Consider the following 23,453-nt stretch of genomic DNA (forward strand, 5'->3'; position numbering starts at 1 on the left):
AGTCCGCCCTGAACAACCCGCAAGCCGTTGATCTGGTTCGTAGTTCTTCGGGTTGATGGGCGCGGGATTTGCAAGATATGGTTTTGCCAGTACCTGTTTTCTTGCAAATTCCTCCGGAAAGTCCGATGGGTCCAAAGCCTTCGCAGCCGCAAACGGCCGAGCTGTTCCGTCCACGACTGGACCAGCAGATCAACATGCAGCACCCGCTGGTCAGGCTGGCGGCGCTGATCGACTGGGCGCAGATCGAGCGTACGTTCGCGGTCTCATTCACGTCCGGCCGCGGGCGGCCCGCCTTGCCGGCGCGTCTGGTCGCCGGGCTGCTGTACCTGCAGCACACCTTCGATGCCTCCGACGAGGCGGTGGTCAACACGTGGGTGGAGAACCCGTACTGGCAGTTCTTCTGTGGCGAGACCTACCTGCAGACCGAACTGCCCATCGATCCATCCAGCCTGACGCGCTGGAGAAAGCGTGTCGGAGAAGAAGGCGTGGAGACGCTGCTGGCGGCCAGCATCGAGGCGGCCCGGCGTGGCGGCGTGATCCAGAAGGCCAGTGCGCAGCAGGTGATCGTGGACACCACCGTCATGCCTAAAGCCATCGCGCATCCGACCGACAGCCGGCTGCTTGACAAGAGCCGCCAGCACCTGGTCAAGGCGGCCGAGCAGAACGGACTGCGGCTGCGCCAGAACTACAACCGCGTGGCACCGCGCCTGGCCGCCCAGATCGGCCGCTACGCGCACGCCAAGCAGTTCAAGCGCATGAAGAAGGCCGTGCGCACGCTGCGCACCCGTGTCGGCCGGGTGCATCGCGAGGTACAGCGCCAGCTGCACTTACTGCCCGAAGCGGCCAAAGCCAAGGTGCAGGACCTGCTGCAGCGCACCGGTCGCATCCTGACCCAGCGCACGAAGGACAAGCACAAGCTGTACGCCCTGCACGCGCCCGAGGTGGAGTGCATCAGCAAGGGAAAAGCCAGGACGCCGTACGAGTTCGGCGTGAAGGTCAGCATCGCCACCACGTTGAAGGAAGGCCTGGTCGTGGGCATGCGCTCCATGCCGGGCAACCCTTACGATGGCCACACGCTGGCCGAGACGCTGGAGCAAGTGGGCATCCTCACCGGCACGGACAAGCCGCCCGCCACGGCCATCGTGGACAAGGGCTATCGCGGCGTGGAGATCGAAGGCGTGCGCATCCTGCGCTCGGGGCAGCGGCGCGGCGTCACCAGAACGTTGAAAGCCTTGATCAAGCGGCGCAGCGCCATCGAGCCGGCCATCGGGCACATGAAGATGGACGGGCGGTTGGGCCGCAATCCGCTCAAGGGCGCGCTGGGCGATGCGCTGCACGCGGTGATGTGCGGTGCCGGGCACAACCTGCGTCTCATCCTGGCCGCGCTGCGGCTTTATTGCGCCCGCTTCGGGCTGTCGATGCAGGCGGTTATTGCAGCGCTGCTCGCCGCTCCGGTCGAGAACCGATCGGCCTGCGGCTGAGAACGGAATTGTTCAGGGCGGACTNCTTTATTGCGCCCGCTTCGGGCTGTCGATGCAGGCGGTTATTGCAGCGCTGCTCGCCGCTCCGGTCGAGAACCGATCGGCCTGCGGCTGAGAACGGAATTGTTCAGGGCGGACTTGGTACGCAGTGACTATTCAATGAAATTGCAGGGAGTAGCAGTTGTCCAGCTACTTGCAAGATTTGCATTGAGCGCCGGTACCATGTCTGCTTTCGGCCAGAAGCGGTCACTCGCCAAGGCCGCTCATAACTTGTATAAGCAAATGACACTCCGCCCAGAAGTACGGCAGCTTACAGAACTTGGTGTTCTGCCAGCAGAGGGCTCAGCGTCCGTCGAGGTTCTTGAACGTTACGAGGCCCTCATCCGCGCCATATCTTCCCCACTCTTAGATGATGAAGCGCGGGCACTGTCCCGTCTGTTTGGGCAAGACGATTGCTTTGGTTTGGCATTTACACTCGTTCACCTTATTGAGTCTTCGCCTGGGTGGCCTTTGGCCGATGTGCTATCGGACCAATCGAACGAATGGCTTCAGAATTTGCAGGGCCGGGCGTCCTGGAAAATTGAATAACGCGTGGCTTAATCGTCCGCTTCTGCTCGGCGGATGTAGCCGCTTTGGGCCCGAACCAGCCGCACTACAACCTGAAAATGGCTCTTCCGTGACGCAGCTGTGGGCCTAAAGCCAAGCCACAGCGCTACAGAGCTAGCAAAACCACGCCATTACCTTCCATAGCTTGTCTAATTCGTCATCGTGCACCAGTAGAACAAATATGCCAAAGACGATAAAGCAAAGAGCAAAAAAAATGCCGAGTCCCGGTGAGTTCTTCAACCAGAACTGAGCGCCGAGGAAGCCTCCCAGTAGTACAAATACTGTAAACACGGACCAACGCTTAATCTCCTCCGAAGTTTTGTATTCATGGCGTTAGATACATGCAATAGGCTTGGTATTATGCTACTTCCTACTTCCTACTTCCTACTTCCTACTTCCTACTTCCTACTTCCTACTTCCTACTTCCTACTTCCTACTTCCTACTTCCTACTTCCTACWTCCTACCGCGCGGCTGCTTTGGTCCCAAATCGGACTCTCAGGTCAAACTACGACGGCGGCTTCCGATTAAGAACTCGTTCTGACCACAGACGGGATAAATAAGAGGTTAATATCGAAAACAGAAAAGTGGCTACACCAATGGTGACGATGAGTTCCCACTCATGAGGCTTGTCAGGGTCTGGGTGGGCCCGGAGATAAACGCCGCGTAAGCAAAAGAAGAGAGCCATGAGGCAAAGCATCCGCGTTCTAAAACGTATCGCCTTCCCGCGCGCTGCGAGCTTGACGTCCCGATCCAGGTCCGCAGCCTCGATTTCCTCACGGTAGGCAAGCCTATGCGAATCCAAATTAGATATGCCTCTCATGCGCAGTTCGGCTTGGAGGGCGGCAGCCGCTTCTTCCGTCAGCTCTCGCGTCAGCGCCAAATGGATTAACTCGTCATCATGCAGTCGTGAATAGTGCTCGCCGAAGGTGGACATGTTGGGGCAAATAGTACGGAGGGAGGGCTAGAGCACGGCTCTTTCTGAGTGACTGCTTCTGGCCGGTAGCAGCCACTGAATTTTAGGAGTGTTATTGCGTGGCTAGCGCGAACCACGACCTCCCGCGCCATGCAGAAATCTCAATCAGGCACTCCAGCAAAAGATCGCGCCGATGGCATGCTCTGCGCAGCGACATAAAGGAGGAGGCAGCAGGCCGGGGGACAGTCGCGGAGAAGAGTGCGCCGTCGGCGTGATTGCGCGCAACACCAACGCGGCTGCACAAAAGCCAACCACTCGGTAAGACACGGATCCAGAGCCCCGCGTCAAACCAGACCGGCCCCCACCCTCACCGCGACACCGACAACCGGTCGATCAACACCTCGCTCGCCCGGTTCAACCCCATCACCTCCACCCGGCACCCGTGGTGCTCCAGCCGCTGCACTACCTTGTCCAGCGCCGCGATCGCTGTCACGTCCCAGAAGTGGGCCTGCGATACGTCGATGCGCACAGGGCGGCCCTCGGCGCCCAGGATGTCGAAGGCGTCGATGAACGCGTCGGCCGAGGCGAAAAAGACCTGTCCGCGGACCTGCCAGTGGCGTGTGCCCGGGCCGCCACCGGTGGCACCAGTGTCGGTGTCGTCGTCGTGGGCCTGCACCTCCAGCAGCCGCGCCACCTTGAAAGTGAAGAACACGCCGCTCATCACCACGCCGACCGCCACACCTGACGCCAGGTTGTGGGTGGCCAGGGTGACGGCCACGGTGGCCAGCATCACGACGCTGCTGCTGCGGGGGTGGCGCACCAGGGTGCCGGCCGATTTCCAGTCGAAGGTCTCGGCAGACACCATCACCATGATCGCCACTAGCGCGACCACCGGCACCTGCGACACCCAGGGCTTCAGCGCCACCATCAGGATCAGCAAAAACACCCCGGCGAACAGCGTGGAGAGCCGGCCGCGGCCGCCGTACTTCACATTGCCCACCGTCTGGCCGATCATCCCGCAGCCGGCGATGCCGCCGAACAGGCTGGCGGCGATGTTGGCCAAGCCCAGGCCGGCGCATTCGCGGTTCTTGCTGCTAGGCGTGTCGGTCAGTTCGTCGACCACCCGGGCGGTCATCATCGATTCGAGCAAGCCGACCATCGCGATCGCCAGGGCGGGCAAGGCGATCAGCCGCAGGGTGTCGAGCGAGATCGGCACGCCGGGCCAGCCGAAGGCGGGTAGGCTGTCGGGCAACGTGCCCAGGTCTGCCACGGTGGCGACCGGAAGGTGCCACGCGGCGGCGACGACGCTCAGCACCACGATGCAGACCAATGGCGACGGGATGACGGTGAACACCCGCAGCCGCAGGCGCGGCAAGCCGTAGATCAGGGCCAGGCCCAAGGCCAGCAAGGCCCAGGTGGCGGGCGTGGCGCCGCGCAGATGCGGCAGCTGCGCCGCGAAGATCAGCACCGCCAGCGCGTTGACGAAGCCGGTGCGTACCGAGCTGGAGACGAAACGCATCAGCACGCCCAGCCGCAGCATTCCGAAAATGACCTGCACCACGCCGGCCAGCAGCCCGGCCGCCAGCAGGTAGGGCAGCCCATGCGACTGCACCAGTGGCGCCGCGACCAGCGCCACCGAACCGGCCGCCGCCGACACCATCGCCGGCCGGCCCCCGGTAAACGCGATCACGATGCTGATGACGAACGACGCGAACAAACCCACCGCCGGATCGACGCCGGCGACGAAAGAGAAGGCGATGACCTCCGGGATCAGCGCGAAGGTGGCCACCGCGCCCGCGAGCAGTTCGCGCGACAGGCTGGGGCACCATTCGGCGCGCAGGCGGGCCAGGGAGAGGGCGTGGGGCTGGGGCATGGAAAGGCGGCGCGGCCGGCGCGCGGTGAATCGGGGGAGGGGGAAGCTCGTGGAGCGGCACGGGTCGCGGCGGGCGGGCGGTGCGCGCCGGGCGCAGCGACTGCACGGGCCTGAAGAGCCGACGGGCACATCGCGCCGTGGCGAAGCCGGCGATGGTAAGCGCAACCGCATCGCCGGTGCTGCAGGTCGGCCACGCGGGCGGCACCGCGCCGCGGCCGATGGCCCCTCGCGGCAGCTTCGGAGGGCGCTGCTGGGATACTGCATGCCGCCGCAGCGCCGCGCTCGGCCGGGGGCCGGCTCCAGACCGTCCGATCCGCCCGCGGCGCCGCCGGCGTCCGACTCCGTCCATTTGCTCCCGCTCCGCCTTCATGCCCTCCGCCGATTCGTACGAGTTCCTGCAGCGCGGCACGCCTGCCTACCGGCGCGCCTCCTGGGCGCTGTTCTGCGCCGGGCTGGCCACCTTCGCCTTGCTCTACTGCGTGCAGCCGATCCTGCCGCTGCTCTCCGCGCAGTTCGGCGTGTCGGCGGCCAGCAGCAGCCTGGCGCTGTCGCTCTCCACCATCGGCCTGGCGGCCTGCCTGCTGCTGACGGGGGCGCTGTCGGAATCGTGGGGGCGCAAGCCGGTGATGCTGGCGGCGCTCGCGGTTGCCACGGTGCTGGGTCTGGCGTGTGTCTGCGTCGATTCGTGGACGCTGCTGCTGACTTGCAGGCTGCTGCTGGGCATCGCGCTGGCGGGATTGCCGGCGCTGGCGATGGCCTATGTGGGCGAAGAGTTCAGCCCCCAGGCGCTGCCCACCGCGATGGGCCTCTACATCGGCGGCAACGCGCTCGGCGGGCTGGTCGGGCGGCTGGTGGCGGGCGTGCTGGCCGACGTGGGCGGCTGGCGGCTGGCCCTCGGCGGCATCGCGGCGATGGCGCTGGCGGCGACGCTGCTGTTCGCCTGGCTGCTGCCGCCGTCGCGGCATTTCCGGGCGCAGCCGCTGTCGCTGGGCGGGCTGCTCGGCAACTTCGGCCGGCACCTGCAGAACCCGGCGCTGCGGCAGCTGTTCCTGCAGTCGTTCTTGCTGATGGGCGGCTTCGTCGCCATCTTCAATTACCTGGCGTTCCATCTGCAGGCACCGCCGTTCGGGCTGTCGTCCACCGTGGTGGGTCTGCTGTCGGTGGTGTACCTGGTGGGCATCGCCAGCGCCAACCTGGGCGGCCGGCTGGTGGCGCGCTGGGGCGCCGCAACAGTGCAGCGCGGCGGCATCGCGCTGATGGTGGTGGGCGTGGCCGGCTGCGCGGTGCCCTGGCTGCCGGCGGTGATGCTCGGCCTGGCGCTGGTGACGGCCGGGTTCTTCGCGGCGCACGCCGTCGCCAGCGGGCAGGTGGGGCAGAAGGCGCACGGTGCGCGGGCCCAGGCCTCCGCCCTGTACCTGAGTGCCTACTACCTCGGCTCCAGCGTGGTGGGCTACGCCGCTGGCTACCTGTGGGAGCATGCGGGCTGGCTGCCGCTGCTGGCCGCGCTGGCGGCACTGTTCTTGCTGGCCGGCTGGCGCGCCGGACGCACCTGATTTCCCGGAGTCTTCATCCATGAGCACCATGCCCTTCGACGTTCCCGCCATCCCCGCCGACCGCCTGCCCGACCTGCTGCGCGCCATGCCCAAGGCCGAGCTGCACATCCACATCGAGGGCTCGCTGGAGCCCGAGTTGATCTTCGCGCTGGCCGCGCGCAACGGCGTGGCGCTGCCCTATGCCGACGTGGAGGCGCTGCGCAGCGCCTATGCCTTCACCGACCTGCAGAGCTTCCTCGACATCTACTACGCCGGCGCCAGCGTGCTGCTCCATGCGCAGGATTTCCACGACATGGCGATGGCCTACTTCGCCCGCGCCGCGGCCGACCAGGTGGTGCGCGCCGAGATCTTCTTCGACCCCCAGACCCACACCGCCCGCGGCGTGCCGATGGCCTCCGTGTTCGAGGGCCTGCACCGCGCCTGCACCGACGCCAAGGCCCGCTTCGGCATCGACGCCGCGCTGATCCTGTGCTTCCTTCGCCACCTGAGCGAGGAGGACGCCTTCGCCACGCTGGAGGCCGCGCTGCCGTGGCGCGACCGTTTCATCGGCGTGGGGCTCGACAGCAGCGAGCTGGGCCACCCGCCCGAGAAGTTCGCCCGGGTCTTCGCCCGCTGCCGCGAACTGGGCCTGCACATCGTCGCCCATGCGGGCGAGGAGGGGCCGCCGGCCTACATCTGGAGCGCGCTCGACGTGCTGAAGGCCGAGCGCATCGACCACGGGGTGCAGGCGATCCACGACACGGCGCTGATGCAGCGGCTGGCGCACGACCGGATCGCGCTGACCGTGTGCCCGCTGTCGAACCAGAAGCTCTGCGTCTTCCCCGACCTGGCCGACCACAACCTGGGCGCGCTGCTGGACGCGGGCCTGGTCGCCACCGTCAACTCCGACGACCCGGCGTATTTCGGCGGGTACATGACCGACAACTTCCTGCAGGTGTTCGAAGCGACCGGCCTGACCGCGCAGCATGCCTACCAGCTGGGCCGCAACGCGTTCGAGGGCAGCTTCGCGGCGCCGGCGGACAAGCAGCGCTACCTGGCGCAGCTGGATACGGTGTTCGAGGGCTTTCGCTAGTCCCACGCCGACGGCGGCGGGTCATCGGCAACGCGCCCTGGCCGGCCTGCCGCCCGCGTTCCGTCACACCGGCGGATGCCCTTCGTAGCCCGCCACCAGCACATCGATCAACGAGCGCACCGCCGGCACCAGCCCCCGGCGCGACGGGAACACGACGTGCGCGATGCCCTCGGGCAGGGTGTAGCCCGGCAGCACCTGCTCCAGCTGGCCCTGGTCCAGCGCGTACTGCACCAGGTACTGCGGCAGGTAGACGATGCCCAGCCCGTCGAGCGCCGCCTGGCGCAGCGTGGTGAAGTCGTCGACCGCCAGCCGGGGCTGGTAGCTGCGGCTGGCGGTGCTGCCGTCGGGCGTCACGAAGCTCCAGGCGTGCCGGCCCGAGGCCCAGGCCGCGCCCATCGTCGGCATCGCGTCCAGGTCCTCCAGCCGCGCGGGCCGGCCGCGCTCGGCCAGCAGGGCGGGGCTGGCGACCATCACGGCACGGCTCTGGGTCAGGATGCGGACCACCAGGCCCGAATCCTCTAGCGGCGGGGTGCGCACCCGCAGGGCCAGGTCGAACCCTTCCTCGATCACGTCGACCCGTCGGTTCGTGGCCTCCACATGCATCCGCACCCGCGGATGCTGGCGCAGGAAGCGGGTGAGGATGTCGCCCACCCCGTTCTGCAGGAAGGCCGTCGGGCACGAGAGCCGCACCAGCCCCTGCGGCTCGCTGCGGGTGCTGTCGACCGTGTCCTGCGCCGCCTGCGCTTCGGCCGCCAGGGCGGCGCAGTGCTGGTAGAAGCGCTGGCCCACCTCGGTGACCGATACCCGTCGGGTGCTACGCTGGAGCAATCGCACGCCCAGTTGCTCCTCCAGCTCGGCCACCCGGCGGCTGAGGCGGGAGGTCTGTACGCCGAGCGCCCGCGCCGCGGCGCTGAAGCCGCCGTGCTCCACCACCTTGGCGAAAAAGAACATGTCGTTGAGGTCGTGCACCGGGCTCACCTTTGCGTTGACAGGAAGATGAATTGCGTTTTAGCCGATTCTCTTCTTGATTATTGCGAAATACCATGAGGCCACTGGTCGGCCGATGGGGTCGACCCCGTTTTTGAGAAAGCCACACACCATGAAGCTCCTGCACCTCGATTCCAGCCCGCTGGGCGCCGCCTCCGCGTCGCGCCGGATCGGCGCCGCCGTCGCCAAGACGCTGGCCGACGCCACGCCCGGCACCACCGTCGCCTACCGCGACCTGGCCGCCACGCCGCCTGCCCATCTGGGCGGCGAACTGCTGCAGGCCCTGCGCCCGGCGCCGGGGGCACCGGCTCCCGACAGTGCCGCGGTGCGTGCCGAGCTGGCCCTCACCGAGGAACTGCTGGCCGAGTTCCTGGCGGCCGACGTGGTGGTGGTCGGCGCGCCGATGTACAACTTCAGCGTACCCAGCCAGCTCAAGGCCTGGATCGACCGCGTCGCCCAGGCCGGCCGCACCTTCCGCTACACCGCCGCCGGCCCCGAAGGCCTGGCGGGCGGCAAGCGGGTGATCGTGGTGTCGTCGCGCGGCGGCCAGTACGCCGGCAGCGCCTACGAGGCGGCGCTGGACCACCAGGAGGCCTACCTGCGCGCGGTGTTCGGCTTCTTCGGCATCACCGACGTGCAGGTGGTCCGCGCCGAAGGCCTGGCGATGGGACCCACGGTGCGCGACGCGGCGATCGCCGAAGCGCTGGCGCAGGGCGAGCGGCTGGTCGAGACGGCCTGATCGCGGCGGCTGCCGGGAGCGAGGGCTTCTGACGGGATGCTATGCTTTCGATAGCTGGAGGCCGGCGTCCTGCGCCGGCTGCAGCATCGATCGATACCCAAGAACGACAGAAGCCGCCCGGGGGCGGCTTCTGTCATCGTGCCGGCGAGCCGGCCGTGCCTCAGATCACCTTGGCGATCGACGCGCAGACGTAGTCGATGTTCTTGCTGTTGAGCGCGGCCACGCACATGCGGCCGGTGTCGGTGCCGTACACGCCGAACTCGTTGCGCAGGCGGACCATCTGGTCCTTGCTCAGGCCCGAGTAGCTGAACATGCCGATCTGCTGGGTGATGAAGGACATGTCCTGCTGCACGCCGGCGGCCTTCAGGCCGTCGACCAGCTTCTGGCGCATCGCCTTGATACGCACCCGCATCTCGCCGAGCTCCTTCTCCCACAGGGTGCGCAGCTCGGGCGAATCGAGCACCGCGGCCACCACCGCGCCGCCGTGCGTCGGCGGGTTGGAGTAGTTGGTGCGGATCACGATCTTGAGCTGGCTCAGCACGCGGGAGGCTTCCTCCTTCGAAGCGCACAGCACCGACAGGGCGCCGACGCGCTCGCCGTAGAGGCTGAAGCTCTTCGAGAACGAGGTCGAGACGAAGAAGGTCAGGCCCGCATCGACGAACTTGCCGATCACCGCGCCGTCTTCGGCGATGCCGTGGCCGAAGCCCTGGTAGGCCATGTCGAGGAAGGCGACGAGGTTCTGCGCCTTGACCGCGGCGACCACCTCGTCCCACTGTGCGGCGGTGATGTCGTAGCCGGTCGGGTTGTGGCAGCAGGCGTGCAGCACGACGACGGTGCCGGCGGCGGCGGCCTCGAGCGTGGCCAGCATGCCGTCGAAATCGACGCCGCGCTTGGCCGCGTCATAGTAGGGGTAGGTATCGACCACGAAACCGGCGTTGGTGAACAGCGCGCGGTGGTTCTCCCAGCTCGGGTCGCTGATCAGCACCTTGGCATCGGGATTCAGGCGCTTCAGGAAATCGGCGCCGACCTTCAGGCCGCCGGTGCCGCCGATGCCCTGGACGGTGGCCACGCGGCCGGAGGTGACCGGCTCGCTGCCCACGCCGAAGACCAGGCCCTTGACCGCCGCGTCGTACGCCACGATGCCGTCGATCGGCAGGTAGCCGCGGGCCTTGGGCGCTTCCATCATCTTCTTCTCGGCGGCCTGTACGCATTGCAACAGGGGCAGCTTGCCGTTGTCGTCATAGTAGACGCCTACGCCCAGGTTGACCTTGTTCGGGTTGGTGTCGGCAGCGAATTGCTCGTTCAAGCCCAGAATCGGATCGCGCGGGGCCATTTCGACGGCGGTAAACAGAGACATCGGAAAATATCCTCAGGGAAATTGGGACGCTGGAGAAGGGGAGGCGCGCCGTAGCGCAGGCGGTCCGGGCGGCCGCCCGACAGGGCCACCACCCTTGAATCGGCGCCCTGCGGGACCATCTGGAATTCTACCCATGCACCGTCGGCGCAGCGTCTGCGCCGCGCCACCACGACTGCACCCATGCCCGAACTAGCCGAAGTCATCTCCGAGATCCCCGCCGAACGCGAGGGCACCTTCGTCACCTTCCCCGGTTCGCCGTTCGAGCTGTTCCAGCCGTACCCGCCGGCCGGCGACCAGCCCGCCGCCATCGAGAAGCTGGTGGAGGGCGTGCAGGACGGTGAAGTTTTCCAGACGCTGCTGGGCGTGACCGGCTCGGGCAAGACCTTCACCATGGCCAACGTGATCGCGCGGCTGGGCCGGCCGGCGATCGTCTTCGCGCCCAACAAGACGCTGGCGGCGCAGCTCTACAGCGAGTTCCGCGAGTTCTTCCCGAAGAACGCGGTCGAGTACTTCGTCAGCTACTACGACTACTACCAGCCCGAGGCCTACGTGCCGCAGCGTGACCTGTTCATCGAGAAGGACAGCGCGATCAACGAGCATATCGAGCAGATGCGGCTGTCGGCCACCAAGAGCGTGCTGGAGCGGCGCGACGTGGTGATCGTCGCCTCGGTGAGCGCGATCTACGGCATTGGCGCCCCCGAGGACTACACCCAGATGCGGTTCATCCTCAAGGTGGGCGGCAAGCAGAGCCAGCGCGAGGCGATCGCCCAGCTGATCCGGATGCAGTACACCCGCAACGAGGCGGATTTCTCGCGCGGGACCTTCCGGGTGCGGGGCGACACGATCGACATCTTTCCGGCCGAGCATTCCGAGCTGGCGATCCGCATCGAGCTGTTCGACGACGAGGTCGAGTCGCTGCAGCTCTTCGACCCGCTCACCGGCCGCATCCGGCAGAAGGTGCCGCGCTTCGTGGTCTACCCGGCCAGCCACTACGTCACCCCCCGGGAGAAGGTGCTGTCGGCGGTCGAAGCGATCAAGCTGGAGCTGAGCGAGCGCCTCAAGCAGTTCGTGTCTGAGGGCAAGCTGGTCGAGGCGCAGCGGCTGGAGCAACGCACCCGGTTCGACCTGGAAATGCTCGCCGAGATCGGCCACTGCAAGGGCATCGAGAACTACTCCCGCCACCTGAGCGGCGCGCCGCCGGGCGCACCGCCCGCCACGCTGACCGACTACCTGCCGAAGGACTCGGTCATGTTCCTGGACGAGAGCCACGTCATGATCGGCCAGTTGGGCGGCATGTACAACGGCGACCGGGCGCGCAAGAGCACCCTGGTGGACTATGGCTTCCGGCTGCCGTCGGCGCTCGACAACCGGCCGCTGAAGTTCGACGAGTTCGAGACTCGGATGCACCAGGTCGTCTTCGTCTCGGCAACGCCCGCCCAGTACGAGCAGGACAACGCCGGCCAGGTGGTCGAGCAGGTGGTGCGCCCGACGGGGCTGGTCGACCCGGTGGTCGAGGTGCGCCCGGCCACCCACCAGGTCGACGACGTGCTTCAGGAAATCCGCATCCGCGTCGAGAAGAACGAGCGGGTGCTGATCACCACCCTGACCAAGCGGATGGCCGAGCAGCTGACCGACTACCTGGGCGACAACGGCGTGAAGGTGCGCTACCTGCACAGCGACATCGACACGGTCGAGCGGGTGGAGATCCTGCGCGACCTGCGGCTGGGCACCTTCGACGTATTGGTGGGCATCAACCTGCTGCGGGAAGGCCTGGACATTCCCGAGGTGTCGCTGGTGGCGATCCTCGATGCCGACAAGGAAGGCTTCCTGCGGGCCGAGCGGTCGCTGATCCAGACCATCGGCCGGGCGGCGCGCAACCTCAACGGCCGCGCGATCCTGTATGCCGACAAGATGACCGACTCGATGAAGAAGGCCATCGGCGAGACCGAGCGGCGCCGCGCCAAGCAGATCGCCTGGAACGAAGCCAACGGCATCACGCCGCGCAGCATCGTCAAGCAGGTGCGCGACCTGATCGACGGCGTCTACAGCGAGAAGTCGGGCCGCGACGAAGCGGCGCTCGACCAGAGCGCGATGCAGAAGGCGCGGGTGGAGGACATGTCCGAGAAGGACGTGGCCCGCGAGATCAAGCGCATCGAGAAGCAGATGCTGGAACACGCCCGCAACCTGGAATTCGAGAAGGCCGCGCGGCTGCGCGACCAGCTGGCGCTGCTGAAGGAACGGGCTTTCGGCGCGCCGGGCAGCGACAACATCGCGATCTTCCCTGTAGCCGGTCGCTAGGCAAAAGGGAAGGGGTACCCGACAGGTAGTGCGGGTCTTGTGCTATACTTGACGGAAATACTCAACAACAACAAAGCCCGCGATGAAGGGCTTCGTACAGAGCGTTCTGTGCTGAAGTAAAACGGGTGGAGACCGTGTCCAGGCGTCCAGAAGATGCCCGGACTGTTCTGAAAATGCTACAGCCTTTTAAGGAGCTGCCATGCGTCTCACTACCAAAGGTCGTTTCGCCGTGACCGCCATGATCGATCTGGCCCTGCGCCAGAACAACGGCCCCGTCACGCTCGCTGCGATCAGCCAGCGCCAGCAAATTTCCCTGTCGTACTTGGAACAACTGTTCGGCAAGCTGCGCCGCCACGAACTGGTCGAATCGACCCGTGGCCCTGGCGGCGGCTACACCCTCGGCCGCAAGGCGGCCGACATCACGGTGGCCGACATCATCGTCTCGGTGGACGAGCCGATCGACGCCACCCACTGCGGCGGCAAGGAAAACTGCCTGGGCGAAGCGGGCCGTTGCATGACCCACGAGCTGTGGGCCTCGCTAAACCAGCGCATGGTCGAGTTCCTGGACTCGGTCACGCTGCAGAAGCTGGTCGACGAGCAGATCGCCAAGGGCGTGCAGATCGAGGACCGGCCCGTCGTGCGCCGTGCGATCTCCAGCACGCCGGTGGTCAAGCCGATCCGGGTCAATGCGCCGAACTCGGTGTTCGCACTCGGCAACGTCTTCGCCAAATCCTGACATCCGCAGCGCCCGGCTGCCACCGCGCCGGGCCGCGTGCTTCTTGCCAGCCATACAGCCAGCAATCGATCGAGCCAGCCATGGACATGACCCCGCATTTCCCCATTTACCTTGACTACGGCGCCACTACGCCGGTAGACCCGCGCGTCGTCGACGCCATGATCCCCTGGTTGCGCGAACACTTCGGCAATCCGGCTTCGCGCAGCCACGCCTGGGGCTGGGAAGCCGAAGAGATCGTCGAGAAATCGCGCGGCCATGTCGCCGACCTGATCGGCGCCGACCCGCGCGAAATCGTGTGGACCAGTGGCGCGACCGAGTCGATCAACCTCGCGCTCAAGGGTGCCGCCCAGTTCTACAAGACCAAGGGCAAGCACCTGATCACGCTCAAGACCGAGCACAAGGCCGTGCTCGACACGATGCGCGAGTTGGAGCGCCAGGGCTTCGATGTGACCTACCTCGACGTCGAGGAAGACGGGCTGGTCGATCTCGAGAAACTGAAGGCGGCGATTCGCCCCGACACCATCCTGATCAGCGTGCTCTTCGTGAACAACGAGATCGGCGTCATCCAGGACATCCCGGCGATCGGTGCGATGTGCCGCGAGAAGGGCATCCTGTTCCACGTCGATGCGGCGCAGGCCACCGGCCGTGTCGAGATCGACATGAAGACGCTGCCGATCGACCTGATGAGCATGACCGCGCACAAGACCTACGGCCCGAAGGGCGTCGGTGCGCTGTTCGTGCGCCGCAAGCCGCGGGTGCGCCTCGAGGCGCAGATCCATGGCGGTGGCCACGAGCGCGGCATGCGCTCGGGCACGCTGCCGACCCACCAGATCGTCGGCATGGGCGAGGCCTTCCGCCTCATCAAGCTGGAGATGGCCGAGGTCAACGCCAAGGCCAAGGCCCTGCAGCAGCGTCTGCTGGACGGTTTGAAGGACATCGAGCAGGTGTTCATCAACGGCAGCATGGAGCGCCGGGTGCCGCAGAACCTCAACATCAGCTTCAATTTCGTCGAAGGCGAATCGCTGATCATGGGCATCAAGGGCCTGGCGGTGTCCTCGGGTTCGGCTTGCACCTCGGCCAGCCTGGAGCCCAGCTACGTGCTGCGCGCCCTGGGCCGCAGCGACGAGCTGGCCCACAGCAGCCTGCGCATGACCATCGGCCGCTACACGACCGAGGAAGAGATCGACTACGCGATCGCCACCATCCGCCAGAACGTCGCCAAGCTGCGCGAACTGAGCCCGCTCTGGGAGATGTACCAGGACGGCATCGACATCAGCACCATCCAGTGGGCCGCGCACTGACACGCGCCCCGGGCCTCACACACCACGAATAGAAAAAGGTATCCATCATGGCTTACTCCGAAAAAGTGATCGACCACTATGAAAACCCCCGCAACGTCGGCTCCTTCGAGAAGGGCGACGACAGCGTGGGCACCGGCATGGTGGGCGCGCCCGCCTGCGGCGACGTGATGAAGCTGCAGATCAAGGTCAACCCCGACACCGGCGTGATCGAAGACGCACGCTTCAAGACCTACGGCTGCGGCTCTGCCATCGCGTCGTCGTCGCTGGTCACCGAATGGGTCAAGGGCAAGACACTCGACGAGGCGGCTGCGCTCAAGAACAGCGTCATCGCCGAAGAGTTGGCCCTGCCGCCGGTGAAGGTGCACTGCTCGATCCTGGCCGAAGACGCGATCAAGGCGGCGGTCGACGACTACCGCAAGAAGCACGTGGCGGTCGCCGCCGCGGTGGCCTGAGCCATGTCCGTCACCCTGACCGAAGCCGCCGCGCGGCATGTGAATCGGTACCTGGCCAAGCGTGGCAAGGGTGTGGGCGTGCGCCTGGGCGTCAAGACCACCGGCTGCTCGGGCCTGGCCTACAAGCTCGAGTACGTGGACGACCCGGTGGAAGGTGACGTGCTGTTCGAAGACCACGGCGTGAAGGTCATGATCGACCCGAAGAGCCTGGCCTACATCGACGGCACTCAGCTCGACTTCGTGCGCGAAGGCCTCAACGAGGGCTTCAAGTTCAACAACCCGAACGAGCGCGACCGTTGCGGCTGCGGCGAAAGCTTCCGCATCTGACATTCTTCGGCCCGCCCGCCCAGGACCGCCTCCACCTCGGTGCCGGCGGTTTTTTTATGCCATGAACCTGCAATCCACCGACTTCGAACTCTTCGGCGTACCGCCCACCTTCCGCCAGGACGCGGCGGTGCTCGACGCCCGCTGGAAGGAGCTGCAACGCAGCGCCCATCCCGACCGCTTCGCCGCCGACAGCGACGCGGCGCGGCGCGCGGCGATGCAGTGGTCGGTGCGGATCAACGAGGCCTACCGGCGGCTGAAGAGCCCGTTGAAACGTGCGGCCTATCTCTGCGAGCTGAACGGCGCGCCGATCGAGGCCGAGAACAACACTGCGATGCCCGGCGCCTTCCTGATGCAGCAGATGGAGTGGCGCGAAGCCCTCGACGAGGCGGCAGATGCCGCCGCCATCGAAGCGCTGTCGGCCGAGATGACCGCTGCCCGCACCGAGACACTGGCGCGCTGCGCCGCACTGATCGACGAGTCGCACGACCACGCGGCGGCCGCGAAGGAGGTCAGAGCCCTCATGTTCATTGCGCGCTTTGCCGACGATGTCGATGCCCGGCGGGAGCAACTGGGACAATAGCCGGCTGCCGCACCTCGCAGCCGCCCGCGCGGCGGCCCTCTCCAGGATATTTCTCTCCCCATGGCGCTACTCCAGATTTCCGAACCGCACCAGGCCCCCGATCCGCACCAGCGGCGCATCGCCGTGGGCATCGACCTCGGCACCACGCATTCGCTCGTCGCCGCGGTCCGCAGCGGCGTGGCCGAATGCCTGCCCGATGCGGACGGCAACCGGCTGCTGCCGTCGGTCGTGCGCTACCTCTCGGCCCAGGGCCGGCAGATCGGTCAGGCCGCGCGCGACAGCCAGACGCAGGACCCGGAGAACACCATCGTCTCGGTCAAGCGGCTGATGGGCCGCGGCCTCGCCGACATCGCGCAGCCCGACAGGCTTCCCTACCAGCTGGTGGCGCCGGAAGGCGAGGGCGGCATGGTCGGCGTGCGGACGGTGGCGGGCGTGAAGTCGCCGGTCGAGATCAGCGCCGAGATCCTCGCAACGCTGCGCCAGCGCGCCGAGGACACGTTCGACGACGACATCTACGGCGCGGTCATCACCGTGCCGGCGTACTTCGACGATGCGCAGCGCCAGGCCACCAAGGATGCGGCGCGTCTCGCCGGCCTCGAGCTGCTGCGGCTGATCAACGAGCCCACCGCCGCGGCGATCGCCTACGGCCTCGACAACGGCAGCGAGGGCGTCTACGCGATCTACGACCTGGGCGGCGGCACCTTCGACATCTCGGTGCTGCGGCTGACCGCGGGCGTATTCGAGGTGATCGCGACCGGAGGCGATTCGGCCCTGGGCGGCGACGACTACGACGCGCTGCTGGCCGACCTGCTGCTCGCCAAGAGCGGCCTGGTCGCCGGTTCGCCGGCCGACCGGGCTGCGTTGCGCCAGGCCGCCCGTAGCTGCAAGGAGCAGTTGTCTGCTACGGAATCGATAGCTGGAAGCCTGCAACTAGCAACGGCTAGCGGCACTTTCGACATCACACGCGCCGAATTCGACCAGGCGACGCAGGCCCTCACCGCCCGCACCATGTCCGCGGTGCGCCGCACCCTGCGCGACGCCGAGTTGCAGCCCGACGAGGTGCAGGGCGTGGTGATGGTCGGCGGCTCCACCCGCATGCCGCAGATACGCGCCGCGGTGGCCGCGTACTTCGGCCGCGAGCCGCTGATCGACCTGGACCCGGACCAAGTGGTCGCCGTCGGCGCCGCCATCCAGGCCAACCAGCTCGCCGGCCACGCGGGCGCCGAAGACCTGTTGCTTCTCGACGTGGTGCCCCTGTCGCTCGGCATCGAAACCATGGGCGGACTGGTCGAGCGCATCATCTCCCGCAACGAGACGATTCCGACCGCCAAGGCGCAGGACTTCACCACCTACCAGGACGGCCAGACCGCCCTGGCGCTGCACGTGGTGCAGGGCGAGCGCGACCTGGTCGCCGATTGCCGCAGCCTGGCGCGCTTCGAGCTGCGCGGCATTCCGCCGATGGCCGCCGGCGCGGCCCGCATCCGGGTGTCGTTCACCGTCGATGCCGACGGCCTGCTGAGCGTGTCGGCGCGCGAGCAGGGCAGCGGCGTCGAGGCGCGGATCGACGTGAAGCCGTCGTACGGCCTCTCCGACAACGAGATCGCCCGCATGCTGCAGGAGAGCTTCAGCACGGCCCGCGAGGACATGGCCGCCCGCGCGCTGGCCGAGGCACGGGTCGATGCCGACCGCATGCTGCTGGCCACCCGCACCGCGCTGGCCGCCGACGGCGACCTGCTGGACGCCGCCGAACGTGGCCGGATCGACGCGCTGAGCGCCGCGCTGGAGACCGCGGCGCGCGACTCGGGCGATGCGGCGGCCATCGCCGCCGCGACGCAGGCGCTCGCCAAGGCGACAGAAGCCTTCGCCGCCGAGCGGATGAACCGCGGCATCCGCCGCGCGCTGGCCGGCCGCAAGGTCGACGCGCTCTGATCGCTGCCCACCCGTCTTCGACAACCTCCAGAAAAATTCCAAGCCCCATGCCGGTCATCAAGATCCTTCCCCATCCCGAATACTGTCCGCAAGGCGCCGAGATCACCGCGCCCGCCGGCACTTCGGTCTGCGAAGCGCTGCTCGACAACAAGATCAACATCGAGCACGCCTGCGACATGAGCTGCGCCTGCACCACCTGCCACGTGGTGGTGCGCACCGGCCTGCAGTCGCTCGGCGAGCCCGACGAGGCGGAGGAAGACCTGCTCGACCGCGCCTGGGGCCTCGAGCCGCAATCGCGCCTGTCGTGCCAGGCGATCCTGGCGCAGCAGGACCTGGTCATCGAGATTCCGAAGTACTCCCTCAACCACGCCAAGGAAAACCACTGATGGCGACCGCGACGAACGTCCGCCAGATCGTGCTCGACACGGAAACCACCGGCCTGTCGGCCGAGGGGGGCGACCGCATCATCGAGATCGGCTGCGTGGAACTGGTGGGCCGCAAGCTCACCGGGCAGAACAAGCATTTCTACCTGAACCCGGGCCGCGACAGCCATGAGGACGCGCTGCGGGTGCACGGCATCAGCAACGAGTTCCTCCGCGACAAGCCGAAGTTCGAGGCGGTGGTCGACGAGCTGATGGCCTACCTGGCGGGTGCGGAGATCATCATCCACAACGCCGCGTTCGACGTCGGCTTCCTGAACAAGGAGCTGGAACTGGTCGGCCGTCCGCCGTTCAAGCAGGGCGTCGGCAGCGTGACCGACACCCTGGTGATGGCCAAGGAGATGTTCCCGGGCAAGCGCAACTCGCTCGACGCCCTGTGCGACCGCCTCGGCGTCGACAACGCCAGCCGCACGCTGCACGGCGCGCTGCTGGATGCCGAACTGCTGGCCGACGTCTACATCAACCTGACCCGCGGCCAGGACGCGCTGCTGATCGACGATGCGGCGCCGGAGGAAGGGCAGAGCGAGGTCGTGCTGGTGGACCTGCGGGCTTTCACCCTGCCGGTCATCCTGGCGGGCGAGCAGGAGCTGGAGGCGCATGCGGCCGTGTTGAAGCAACTCGACAAGCCGAGCGGCGGAAAGACGATCTGGACACGCCTGGGCCAGACGACCGAAATTTCTGTGCCATAATAGTGGGCTGACGTAATACAGCGTTAGGGTGATTAGCTCAGCGGTAGAGCACTGCCTTCACACGGCAGGGGTCGCAGGTTCAAACCCTGCATCACCCACCAGATTTCATGACTTGCCGCAAGTGGCAAGTTCACCGGCAAAAAAAGCGGCAAGCCTTTTGGTTGTGCCGCTTTTTTCATGGCCGAGCCAGTGCGAACCGAAGCGGTTTTTCCGATCGCCCGCATGCCTCGCATTCGTGATGGCTGAACGCTTTTAAGCGCCATGGCGCGTGATGCCCGAGGGCGGGGAAAGAAGGCAAGTGCGCTCCAGCGAAAGAGCATCGGCCGGTTAGTCCCGCTTTGTGCAGACGACGCGCCCCGCAAGCTTGTGGCAAGGCGCATTCCGCAGCTTCGATTCATGCATCCGTGCACGGCTGGTTTCGACAGCGCAGTGCGGTTCCCGACTTTCTCTCCCACCGGACCAGGGTGCCCACCCTGCACGGGCGCTTGGCCTACGCCCATATAGGCCACAAATGTCCCGCGCCGATCGGCGCGAGGACCAGACTGGCTACGTGCACAAACTTTCGTCTGCCACCGATCCACAGGCGCCAGCACTGTTCCGAAGTTTCTGGATGGGGGGATTCGAAGGCGCGGACCACGTCAACGGTTTCGGTATCCCGCTCGACATCAACGCCCGCAACGGGCATGCGGATCGGCTATCGGAGGACTACCGGGCGCTCGGACGGTTCGACATGCGCACTGTCCGCGAAAGCATCGGTTGGCGTTTGACGACGGAGCGGGGCGATGCGGCCTGGGTCCGCATCGGCGAGCATGCGCGGATCGCCGCTGCGCACGGTGTGCAGGTGATCTGGTCGCTGATGCACTACGGGTGGCCGACCGGGCTCGACCCCTTCCTGGATCCTGATGCTTTCGTCGATGCGTTCGGCGTGCACTGCCGCCGCGTTGCGCAGGTGATCGGCGCCGCGGGCGGTATCGCGCCGGTGTGGCAGCCGGTCAACGAGATCTCGTTTCTCGCCTGGGCCGCCAGCAGTACCGGCCTCATCCATCCGCATCTGCCGTCAGAGCCCGAGAACGGTTTTCGCCTCAAGTGCGTGCTGGTGCGTGCGGCCCTGCGCGCGATGGACGAGATCCGTGCGGTGCAGCCGGCGGCGCGTTTCGTGCACACCGATCCGCTGGTGCACATCGAGCCGCCCCGCGGTGCCGGCCCCTCTGCCTGCGCAGCGGCTGCAGCCGCGCACGAACACCAGTTCCAGGCCTGGGACATGCTGGCCGGGCGGCAGGTGCCGGAGCTCGGCGGTGCCGCGCATTACCTGGATATCCTGGGCATCAACTATTACCACAACAACCAGTGGGAAGACGGATCCCACAGCCGCCTGCATTGGCACCTCAACGACACCCGCCGCAGACCGTTCGCCGATTTGGCCGAAGGCCTGTGGAAACGGTTCCGGCGGCCGATGTGCATCGCGGAGACCGGCCACGTCGGCGAGGGCCGGGATGCGTGGCTCGACCACATCGCGACCGAGGTCCTGGCATGCCGTGCGCGCGATGTGCCGATCGCGGGTCTGTGTCTCTACCCGGTCATCGACCGCCCCGACTGGCAGACCGCCGACCACTGGCACCACAGCGGCCTCTGGGACGTGCCGAACGCCGATCAGGGCGACTTCACACGGCATCTGTGCGTGCCGTATGCGGAGCGATTGCGGCACTGGCAACGCATCGTCGACCAGGTTTCCTTTTCCCATCCCTTCTCAAAAACAACGACAACCATGACCCATCTCATCGTTTTCTCCCACCTTCGTTGGGATTTCGTCTACCAGCGTCCGCAGCATCTGCTGTCCCGTCTGGCGGCTACGCGTCCGGTCGTGTTCGTCGAAGAGCCGATCCCGGGCGCTGCCGAAACCCGGCTCGAGACCTACCAGCCGTGCAGCGGGGTGACGGTGCTGCGGATGCACCTGCCGACCCACGGCGCGGGCTTCCACGATGCGCACATGGCCGCGATGCGCGACATGCTGCAGGCATGGATGACCCAGCAGGCGATCGAGGAATACGTGGTCTGGCTCTACACGCCGATGGCACTGCCGCTGGCCGAACGGCTGGAGCCGCGCGGCATGGTCTACGACTGCATGGACGAACTGGCCGCGTTCGACTTCGCACCGCCCGAGCTCATCGCGCGCGAGAACGCGCTGTTCGACACGGTCGATCTGGTCTTCACCGGCGGGCGCAGCCTGTACGAATCGAAGCGCAGCCGCCATGAGGACGTGCACTGCTTCCCGAGCAGCGTCGACCATGCGCATTTCGGGCAGACCGGCCTGGCGGACCATGCCGACCAATCCGCACTGCCGCGGCCGCGCCTGGGCTACTACGGCGTGATCGACGAGCGCCTCGACCTCGACCTGGTGGCCGCACTGGCCGATGCGCATGCCGATTGGCAGATCGTCATGGTCGGTCCGGTAGTGAAGATCGCGCAGGAGAGCCTGCCACGCCGCGCCAACCTGCACTGGATGGGACAGCGTCGCTACGACGAGCTGCCCTCGTTCCTGGCCGGATGGGACATCTGCCTGATGCCGTTCGCCCTCAATGCATCGACCCGTTTCATCAGCCCGACCAAGACGCTGGAATATCTGGCAGCCGGCAAGCCGGTGGTCAGCACCGCCATCCGCGACGTGGTGCTGCAGTACGCCCGGGTGGTGCCGATCGCCGCGGACGCCGCCGCATTCGTCTCCGCGTGCGAAGCCATCCTGGCCTGGTCTCCGCAAGACGCTGCGCGCTTCGCGCGCGATGCGGCCGAAGCCGTGTCCGCCACCTCGTGGGACCGCACCGCGGGCGCGATGCAGACCCTGCTGGAGCGCTTCGACGAGCGGATCATCCAGGTCGAGGACGATATGGCGCCCTCGCCATCGCGTGCCGTCGGCACCGCACCGGCGGCCGTGGCATGAGGGGCGAGGCCGGCCAAAAACGCATCGCCGTCGCAGGCGCAGGGTTCTCGGGTGCGGTGCTGGCGCGCCAGCTGTCCGAGGCAGGCTACCGGGTGGACGTGTTCGACACCCGGCCGCACGTGGCCGGCAACTGCCACACGGCGCGCGACGACAAGACCGGCGTGATGCTGCACACCTACGGTCCGCATATCTTCCACACCAGCAACCAGCGTGTGTGGGACTACATACGCCGCTTCGGCGAGTTCGTGCCGTTCGTGAACCGGGTCAAGACGATCACCGGCGGCCGGGTCTTCTCGCTCCCGCTCAACCTGCTGACCATCAACCAGTTCTTCGGCCGCACCTTTTCGCCGCGCGAAGCCGAGGCGTTCTTTGCCGAGATCGGGGAGGGCGGCGATGCGCCGCCTGCCAATTTCGAGGAACAGGCGCTGCGTCTCATGGGCCGCGACCTGTACGAAGCCTTCTTCGAGGGTTACACCACCAAGCAATGGGGCGTATCGCCGACCGAGCTGCCGGCCAGCATCCTGAAGCGACTTCCGGTGCGCTTCAACTACGACGACAACTACTACGCCAGCCACTTCCAGGGCATTCCGCGCGACGGCTACACCGCCATCGTCGAGAAGCTGCTGGACCACGAGGGCGTATCGGTGTTCCTCGGCACCCGGCTCGACCGCGCGGCGATCGACGACTACGACCATGTGTTCTGCAGCGGCCCGATCGACGCCTGGTTCGGCTACGGCGACGGCCGCCTCGGCTACCGCACACTGGATTTCGTGCGCGAGGACCATGAGGGTGACTACCAGGGCAATGCGGTGATCAACTACGGCGACCGTTCGGTGCCGTGGACCCGCATCTCCGAGCACAAGCACTTCGCACCCTGGGAGACCCATGAGAAGACGGTGGTGTTCAAGGAGTACAGCCGCCTGTGCGACGAGCAGGACACGCCGTACTACCCTATTCGCCTGACCGAGGAGAAGGCGCTGCTGAGCCGGTACGTGGCCCGGGCGCGAGAAGAATCGAAGGTGACCTTCGTCGGCCGCCTGGGGACCTACCGCTACATCGACATGCACGTGACGATCGCCGAGGCACTCGATGTGGCCGAGCGTTTCGTCGCCCACCGTGCCGACGGCACGCCGATGCCGTCCTTCGTGGTCGATCCGCTTGGTTGAGCGGTCGGGCCGGGCCTG

Annotated in this window: 19 protein-coding genes and 1 tRNA gene; 16 read left to right on the forward strand and 4 right to left on the reverse strand. The window is 66.6% G+C overall.

The window, feature by feature from the left end; genetic code table 11:
- Positions 1-125: 125 nt before the first annotated feature.
- Positions 126-1,481, forward strand: a complete 1,356-nt coding sequence (locus ASE76_RS08875) for an IS5 family transposase (RefSeq protein ID WP_055837925.1) — start codon at positions 126-128, stop codon at positions 1,479-1,481.
- A 1,112-nt stretch (positions 1,482-2,593) separates the two neighbouring features.
- Here ASE76_RS08875 and ASE76_RS20520 read toward each other — a convergent pair.
- Both ASE76_RS20520 and ASE76_RS08880 read right to left on the reverse strand, forming a co-directional pair.
- On the reverse strand, positions 2,594-3,022 hold the full coding sequence (locus tag ASE76_RS20520; protein ID WP_156362609.1) for a hypothetical protein: 429 nt from the start codon (positions 3,020-3,022) through the stop codon (positions 2,594-2,596).
- 346 nt (positions 3,023-3,368) lie between these two features.
- The gene (locus tag ASE76_RS08880; protein ID WP_055837928.1) at positions 3,369-4,874 is read right to left on the reverse strand and encodes a SulP family inorganic anion transporter; all 1,506 of its coding nucleotides are present in this window, start codon (positions 4,872-4,874) and stop codon (positions 3,369-3,371) included.
- Between the two features lie 368 nt (positions 4,875-5,242).
- Between ASE76_RS08880 and ASE76_RS08885 the strand changes: the two genes are divergently transcribed.
- Positions 5,243-6,427 (forward strand): MFS transporter, encoded by a 1,185-nt coding sequence (locus tag ASE76_RS08885; protein WP_055837930.1) that lies wholly within the window; start codon positions 5,243-5,245, stop codon positions 6,425-6,427.
- 19 nt (positions 6,428-6,446) lie between these two features.
- Positions 6,447-7,499: an adenosine deaminase gene (locus ASE76_RS08890; RefSeq protein WP_201781852.1), complete on the forward strand. Its 1,053-nt coding sequence runs from the start codon at positions 6,447-6,449 to the stop codon at positions 7,497-7,499.
- Between the two features lie 63 nt (positions 7,500-7,562).
- Here ASE76_RS08890 and ASE76_RS08895 read toward each other — a convergent pair whose 3' ends face one another.
- Positions 7,563-8,468 carry a LysR substrate-binding domain-containing protein gene (locus tag ASE76_RS08895; RefSeq protein WP_236698391.1) on the reverse strand — a complete coding sequence of 302 codons (906 nt, stop codon included), beginning with the start codon at positions 8,466-8,468 and terminating at the stop codon, positions 7,563-7,565.
- A gap of 130 nt (positions 8,469-8,598) precedes the next feature.
- Between ASE76_RS08895 and ASE76_RS08900 the strand changes: the two genes are divergently transcribed.
- Complete coding sequence (locus ASE76_RS08900) at positions 8,599-9,225, forward strand: FMN-dependent NADH-azoreductase (protein WP_055837936.1); 627 nt, start codon at positions 8,599-8,601, stop codon at positions 9,223-9,225.
- 160 nt (positions 9,226-9,385) lie between these two features.
- Here ASE76_RS08900 and ASE76_RS08905 read toward each other — a convergent pair whose 3' ends face one another.
- On the reverse strand, positions 9,386-10,582 hold the full coding sequence (locus ASE76_RS08905; protein ID WP_055837938.1) for an amino acid aminotransferase: 1,197 nt from the start codon (positions 10,580-10,582) through the stop codon (positions 9,386-9,388).
- 180 nt (positions 10,583-10,762) lie between these two features.
- Between ASE76_RS08905 and uvrB the strand changes: the two genes are divergently transcribed.
- The 12 genes from uvrB (at position 10,763) to glf (ending at position 23,435) form a co-directional block, all read left to right on the forward strand.
- Positions 10,763-12,880 (forward strand): excinuclease ABC subunit UvrB, encoded by a 2,118-nt coding sequence (gene uvrB, locus ASE76_RS08910; protein ID WP_055837942.1) that lies wholly within the window; start codon positions 10,763-10,765, stop codon positions 12,878-12,880.
- A 199-nt stretch (positions 12,881-13,079) separates the two neighbouring features.
- The gene (gene iscR, locus ASE76_RS08915) at positions 13,080-13,616 is read left to right on the forward strand and encodes a Fe-S cluster assembly transcriptional regulator IscR (protein WP_055837945.1); all 537 of its coding nucleotides are present in this window, start codon (positions 13,080-13,082) and stop codon (positions 13,614-13,616) included.
- A gap of 80 nt (positions 13,617-13,696) precedes the next feature.
- Positions 13,697-14,917 (forward strand): IscS subfamily cysteine desulfurase, encoded by a 1,221-nt coding sequence (locus ASE76_RS08920; protein WP_055837949.1) that lies wholly within the window; start codon positions 13,697-13,699, stop codon positions 14,915-14,917.
- A 47-nt stretch (positions 14,918-14,964) separates the two neighbouring features.
- Positions 14,965-15,369 (forward strand): Fe-S cluster assembly scaffold IscU, encoded by a 405-nt coding sequence (gene iscU, locus ASE76_RS08925; RefSeq protein ID WP_055837952.1) that lies wholly within the window; start codon positions 14,965-14,967, stop codon positions 15,367-15,369.
- A 3-nt stretch (positions 15,370-15,372) separates the two neighbouring features.
- On the forward strand, positions 15,373-15,696 hold the full coding sequence (gene iscA / locus ASE76_RS08930) for an iron-sulfur cluster assembly protein IscA (protein WP_055837955.1): 324 nt from the start codon (positions 15,373-15,375) through the stop codon (positions 15,694-15,696).
- Between the two features lie 61 nt (positions 15,697-15,757).
- Positions 15,758-16,276 (forward strand): Fe-S protein assembly co-chaperone HscB, encoded by a 519-nt coding sequence (hscB, locus tag ASE76_RS08935; RefSeq protein WP_055837958.1) that lies wholly within the window; start codon positions 15,758-15,760, stop codon positions 16,274-16,276.
- Between the two features lie 60 nt (positions 16,277-16,336).
- The gene (hscA, locus tag ASE76_RS08940; protein WP_055837961.1) at positions 16,337-18,205 is read left to right on the forward strand and encodes a Fe-S protein assembly chaperone HscA; all 1,869 of its coding nucleotides are present in this window, start codon (positions 16,337-16,339) and stop codon (positions 18,203-18,205) included.
- A 47-nt stretch (positions 18,206-18,252) separates the two neighbouring features.
- Complete coding sequence (gene fdx, locus ASE76_RS08945; protein WP_055837963.1) at positions 18,253-18,591, forward strand: ISC system 2Fe-2S type ferredoxin; 339 nt, start codon at positions 18,253-18,255, stop codon at positions 18,589-18,591.
- Complete coding sequence (dnaQ, locus tag ASE76_RS08950) at positions 18,591-19,334, forward strand: DNA polymerase III subunit epsilon (protein WP_055837966.1); 744 nt, start codon at positions 18,591-18,593, stop codon at positions 19,332-19,334. Before fdx ends, dnaQ begins: the two co-directional genes overlap by 1 nt.
- A gap of 26 nt (positions 19,335-19,360) precedes the next feature.
- Positions 19,361-19,435 (forward strand) — tRNA-Val (locus tag ASE76_RS08955).
- A gap of 263 nt (positions 19,436-19,698) precedes the next feature.
- Positions 19,699-22,269, forward strand: coding sequence for a glycosyltransferase (locus ASE76_RS20525; protein WP_236698392.1), 2,571 nt, complete (start codon positions 19,699-19,701; stop codon positions 22,267-22,269).
- Entirely contained in the window at positions 22,266-23,435 is a 1,170-nt protein-coding gene (gene glf, locus ASE76_RS08965; protein WP_055837972.1) for a UDP-galactopyranose mutase, read from the forward strand. Before ASE76_RS20525 ends, glf begins: the two co-directional genes overlap by 4 nt.
- Positions 23,436-23,453 lie beyond the last annotated feature (18 nt).

The organism is Xylophilus sp. Leaf220, from assembly GCF_001421705.1.
Taxonomy (GTDB): domain Bacteria; phylum Pseudomonadota; class Gammaproteobacteria; order Burkholderiales; family Burkholderiaceae_C; genus Xylophilus.

Coding starts and splice junctions, on each gene's coding strand:
- hscB (WP_055837958.1), top strand. CDS start 15,758: ATGAACCTGCAATCCACCGACTTCGAACTCTTCGGCGTACCGCCCACC.
- iscU (WP_055837952.1), top strand. CDS start 14,965: ATGGCTTACTCCGAAAAAGTGATCGACCACTATGAAAACCCCCGCAAC.
- ASE76_RS08880 (WP_055837928.1), bottom strand. CDS start 4,874: ATGCCCCAGCCCCACGCCCTCTCCCTGGCCCGCCTGCGCGCCGAATGG.
- glf (WP_055837972.1), top strand. CDS start 22,266: ATGAGGGGCGAGGCCGGCCAAAAACGCATCGCCGTCGCAGGCGCAGGG.
- iscR (WP_055837945.1), top strand. CDS start 13,080: ATGCGTCTCACTACCAAAGGTCGTTTCGCCGTGACCGCCATGATCGAT.
- iscA (WP_055837955.1), top strand. CDS start 15,373: ATGTCCGTCACCCTGACCGAAGCCGCCGCGCGGCATGTGAATCGGTAC.
- ASE76_RS08920 (WP_055837949.1), top strand. CDS start 13,697: ATGGACATGACCCCGCATTTCCCCATTTACCTTGACTACGGCGCCACT.
- ASE76_RS08875 (WP_055837925.1), top strand. CDS start 126: ATGGGTCCAAAGCCTTCGCAGCCGCAAACGGCCGAGCTGTTCCGTCCA.
- ASE76_RS08890 (WP_201781852.1), top strand. CDS start 6,447: ATGAGCACCATGCCCTTCGACGTTCCCGCCATCCCCGCCGACCGCCTG.
- ASE76_RS08900 (WP_055837936.1), top strand. CDS start 8,599: ATGAAGCTCCTGCACCTCGATTCCAGCCCGCTGGGCGCCGCCTCCGCG.
- uvrB (WP_055837942.1), top strand. CDS start 10,763: ATGCCCGAACTAGCCGAAGTCATCTCCGAGATCCCCGCCGAACGCGAG.
- hscA (WP_055837961.1), top strand. CDS start 16,337: ATGGCGCTACTCCAGATTTCCGAACCGCACCAGGCCCCCGATCCGCAC.
- fdx (WP_055837963.1), top strand. CDS start 18,253: ATGCCGGTCATCAAGATCCTTCCCCATCCCGAATACTGTCCGCAAGGC.
- ASE76_RS08905 (WP_055837938.1), bottom strand. CDS start 10,582: ATGTCTCTGTTTACCGCCGTCGAAATGGCCCCGCGCGATCCGATTCTG.
- dnaQ (WP_055837966.1), top strand. CDS start 18,591: ATGGCGACCGCGACGAACGTCCGCCAGATCGTGCTCGACACGGAAACC.
- ASE76_RS20520 (WP_156362609.1), bottom strand. CDS start 3,022: ATGTCCACCTTCGGCGAGCACTATTCACGACTGCATGATGACGAGTTA.
- ASE76_RS08885 (WP_055837930.1), top strand. CDS start 5,243: ATGCCCTCCGCCGATTCGTACGAGTTCCTGCAGCGCGGCACGCCTGCC.